Source organism: Lentilactobacillus sp., assembly GCF_040773105.1.
Taxonomy (GTDB): Bacteria; Bacillota; Bacilli; order Lactobacillales; family Lactobacillaceae; genus Lentilactobacillus; species Lentilactobacillus parabuchneri.
On sequence record NZ_JAXGWW010000247.1, the window covers coordinates 1 to 3071 of the forward strand.

The window sequence follows — 3071 nt, forward strand, 5'->3', positions numbered from 1 at the left end:
GCTTTGACCAGCACCACATCGTCTACGTCAACAAAATCAACGTCGGTCTCTTCAGTCTCACCATCGTCATCAACAACTAACGCCGTGGTGGATGCCATCTCAGTTAAATCTTTGATTGAGTGCCTCGTCTTGGCCAATGTTTTGTCTTCCAAGAATGTTCCAAATAAGAACAGGAAGGTCACAATCGCCGATTCGTTATATTCACCAATGGCGAAGGCCCCAATAACAGCGATACTTACCAGTAATTCAATACTAATCGTTTTAAATCGAAGTGCCGAGATTGCCCGAAGAATGATTGGGACTGCGGAAATGATTGAAGCGGCGATAAATGAAACCGTGTAAATCATATCGCTGTTCAAAACCTTTCCAAGCAGGCCAACCCCAATTAATATTGCGGTGACTAACGTTATCTGGTTTGTGTGCTGATTAATGTACTTTTGAAATTTCATAATATCCCGCTCCATTCCTTAATTTGTATCTTAAGTATATGGTGGTTGCGCAAATAAAGAATTGACCTACATCAAGTTTGAAATTTTCCGTAAAATAAATCTTCCTTTTGCATTATTGGGTTAATTCCACCATAATTAGAGGTAACAAGATTGGAGGAGAAGTATATGAAAATCATCGTAATTGGCGCTACCGGACGAGTTGGGTCAAATATCGTCGCAAAGCTGGCTAAGCACCCTGAAGACGAGGTCTATGCCGGTGCTCGGCACCCCGAAAAAATTCCAGCTAGTGACCAAGTCACCCCATTTGCCTTGGACCTCAGTGACAAAATGGACGACATTAAAGAAGCTCTTCCTGAAGCGGACGCAATTATCTTCGCTGCCGGTTCTGGTGGCAGAGATTTGCTGAAGATCGATCTGCATGGTGCAGTTAAGGTCATGCAGGCTGCCGAAGAAAAAGAAATCAATCGCTTTGTCATGTTGAGTTCCAAGGGGTCGCTGTCCCCGGATGAATTTGCTGACTCCCCACTTGAGAATTATCTCATCGCTAAATATTACGCCGATGAGTGGCTGATCCATAACACCCATTTGGATTACACGATCCTCCAACCAACTACACTGGTTGAAAAGACCGGGTCCGGAAAAGTGACTCTGGGTGCATACAGCACCAATGAAAATAGCATTGATAATGTTGCTGACGTTTTAATTGGCCTGGTCGAAAATCATGCCGGAATTAAAGAAGTCATTGAAATGAGCACTGGAAACGAACCAATTCCAGAAGCCATTAATGAATTAAATTAAATTTGAAGCAATAAGTAGAAAAGCAGTTCACCCTTAAATGTGATGAACTGCTTTTGTGTTAGATTTAATTACATGTACCAATTTAAAAATGAAATTCTTTTTACTAACGATCATGCTGACAAAAGTTGTTGTTTTTAGGCATTGGTACCGGTTCCATCTGAATGAGCGAGATTCTAATCTTCTAACCAATTTCAAAAAGTGCTGGACGTGTGAAAAAGATGATGTTAGAATTTATGACATTAAAAGATAAGGAAGCGATGTTATGAATGCTGCAAACACCTCATTTATGATTCTATCCAGTATTTTGGTATTATTCATGACTCCCGGATTGGCGTTTTTCTACGGGGGCCTGGTTTCAAAACGAAACGTTGTCAACACGATGCTGTCAGTTTTCATCATGACCGGTGTTGCAATTGTTCTTTGGATTGTGATTGGCTATTCACTCTCATTTTCAGGTGACATTGGTGGGTTCATCGGAACCGTCAAGAATTTCTTTATGAACGGTATCGACCTGACCAGCCTGACAGCAACTAAAATTCCAACTGGGATTTTCGCCGTCTTTGAAATGATGTTTGCCGTCATTACTCCTGCTCTGTTCGTCGGTGCGGTGGTTGGTCGAATTAGGTTTAATTTTCTCTTAGTCTTCCTAGTTCTTTGGTCAGTCATTATTTATTACCCGATGGTTCATTTGGTCTGGAGCCCTCATGGTATTCTCTATGGTCTTGGCGTTCTCGACTTCGCTGGTGGAACCGTTGTTCATATCAACGCTGGTGTTACAGCATTTGTATTGTCTGCCTTCTTGGGCAAGCGCATTAAATTTGGCGACATCCCCCACACGCATTACAACCTGCCGTGGGTCTTGCTTGGAACTGCGATTTTGTGGATTGGCTGGTACGGCTTTAACGCTGGTTCTGCCCTGGGAGTTGATAACATTGCTGCGCAAGCAACGATTACCACGACCATGTCCACGGGTACCGCAATGGTCACATGGATGATTTTGGATATGATCATTAATGGGAAGCCAACTTTAGTGGGCGTTTGTACCGGTACCCTCTGTGGCCTGGTTGGGATTACGCCAGCCTGTGGGTTTGTGACAATTGCCGGATCGTTTTGGATCGGGATGTTCTCAACATTTGCCAGTTATTTCTTCGTTAACTATCTAAAAGATCGAATTGGTGTCGATGATGCGTTAGACGCATTTGGCTGCCATGGGGTCAGTGGGATTGTCGGAAGTATTGCAACCGGATTGTTCGCAACCAAAGCGGTTAACCCGATTGTCGCTCACAATGGTGCCTTTTACGGTGGTGGTTGGCATCAAATTACAGTCCAGGTCGTTGCAACACTTGCAACAATCGTCTTCGTGACCATTGCCGCTTCCATTATTATCAAGGGCCTCAGTCTGGTGATGCCAATGCGGGTTGATCGCAAGGAAGAAGAGCTTGGCCTGGACCAAGGTGAACACGGTGAAGAAGCTGATTACACCGTTGAAATGAGTAAAGATCTCGATGAATATCGTTCTGATCTGAACCTGTATTCAAAAGAATTTAGAGGACAACTGGGCGGACTGGATGTCCCAAAGGATCCGCGGTTGCATTAGGGGAGAGTGCGACGAGCAACGGTTTGACACGCCAAGTAGGCTAGGCGGTTTCACAGCCGTCGGAGAGCTAAGGTCCTTCCAATTGAAATCCTGGTTTTGGATTTTGATTGGAAGGTCTTAGATCGCAGTGTCAATTGCGTTGGAGCACGTTTTGGGCTCGGTAAAAAGGAAAGCCCAAACGGACATCTACATCAAACCGGCCAGCTACTAAACATTTCATCGCCGCC

The 3071-nt window shown here is 44.3% G+C and carries 2 protein-coding genes and 1 pseudogene; 2 read left to right on the plus strand and 1 reads right to left on the minus strand.

All coding sequences use genetic code 11. From position 1 onward, the window contains the following. Positions 1 to 449, minus strand: a pseudogene (locus tag AB3112_RS10190) (cation-transporting P-type ATPase); the annotation flags it as partial. 165 nt (positions 450 to 614) lie between these two features. Between AB3112_RS10190 and AB3112_RS10195 the strand changes: the two are divergent. Then, positions 615 to 1247, plus strand: coding sequence for an NAD(P)H-binding protein (locus AB3112_RS10195; RefSeq protein ID WP_084973216.1), 633 nt, complete (start codon positions 615 to 617; stop codon positions 1245 to 1247). 262 nt (positions 1248 to 1509) lie between these two features. Then, complete coding sequence (locus AB3112_RS10200; RefSeq protein ID WP_084973218.1) at positions 1510 to 2844, plus strand: ammonium transporter; 1335 nt, start codon at positions 1510 to 1512, stop codon at positions 2842 to 2844. Positions 2845 to 3071: the final 227 nt, after the last annotated feature.

Bases quoted from the DNA above. Each gene is read 5' to 3' on its own strand.
- AB3112_RS10195 (WP_084973216.1), top strand. From the start codon at position 615: ATGAAAATCATCGTAATTGGCGCTACCGGACGAGTTGGGTCAAATATC.
- AB3112_RS10200 (WP_084973218.1), top strand. From the start codon at position 1,510: ATGAATGCTGCAAACACCTCATTTATGATTCTATCCAGTATTTTGGTA.